The organism is Mycobacterium sp. ACS1612 (assembly GCF_001667505.1).
In the GTDB taxonomy this organism is placed as follows: domain Bacteria; phylum Actinomycetota; class Actinomycetes; order Mycobacteriales; family Mycobacteriaceae; genus Mycobacterium.
Genome location: NZ_LZHZ01000046.1, coordinates 1 through 704 on the forward strand (window position 1 = coordinate 1; position 704 = coordinate 704).

General features: G+C 60.4%; 1 protein-coding gene. It reads left to right on the forward strand.

Going from position 1 to position 704, the window contains the following annotated elements; translation table 11 throughout:
• Window positions 1-704 (forward strand): amidohydrolase family protein (locus A5724_RS18595; protein ID WP_156752356.1); only part of this gene is annotated, 704 nt, incomplete at both ends.

A 704-nucleotide genomic window follows, 5' to 3' on the forward strand; every position in this document is an offset into this window, starting at 1 on the left:
TGTTTTCCGTCGTTTCCGGGTTTCGCCGGTCGGTTGTTTGCGACGGAGGATCCGGAGTTTTCGTTGGCGCTGTTGCAGGCCTACAACGACTGGCATGTCGAGGAGTGGTGCGGGGTCTATCCGGCCCGGTTCATTCCGATGTGTCTGCCGGTGATCTGGGATGCCCAGGCGTGTGCCAAGGAGGTGCGGCGCAATGCTGAGCGTGGGGTTCATGCGTTGACGTTCACTGAAAACCCGGCCGCCATGGGCTATCCGAGTTTTCATGACAATTACTGGACGCCGTTGTGGGAAGCGTTGGTCGATACCGACACGGTGATGAATGTGCACATCGGCTCGTCGGGGCGGTTGGCGATTACGGCGCCGGATGCGCCGATGGATGTGATGATCACGCTGCAGCCGATGAACATCGTGCAGGCTGCGGCGGATCTGTTGTGGTCCAAGCCGATCAAGAAGTACCCCGACCTCAAGATCGCCCTGTCCGAGGGCGGCACCGGCTGGATCCCCTACTTCCTGGAGCGTGCCGACCGCACCTATGAGATGCACTCGACATGGACGGGTCAGGATTTCAAGGGCAAGCTGCCCAGCGAGGTGTTCCGCGAGCACTTCCTGACGTGCTTCATCTCTGATCCGGTGGGCGTCAAGCTGCGCAACGAGATCGGCATCGACAACATCTGCTGGGAAGCCGACTACCCACACAGCGACTC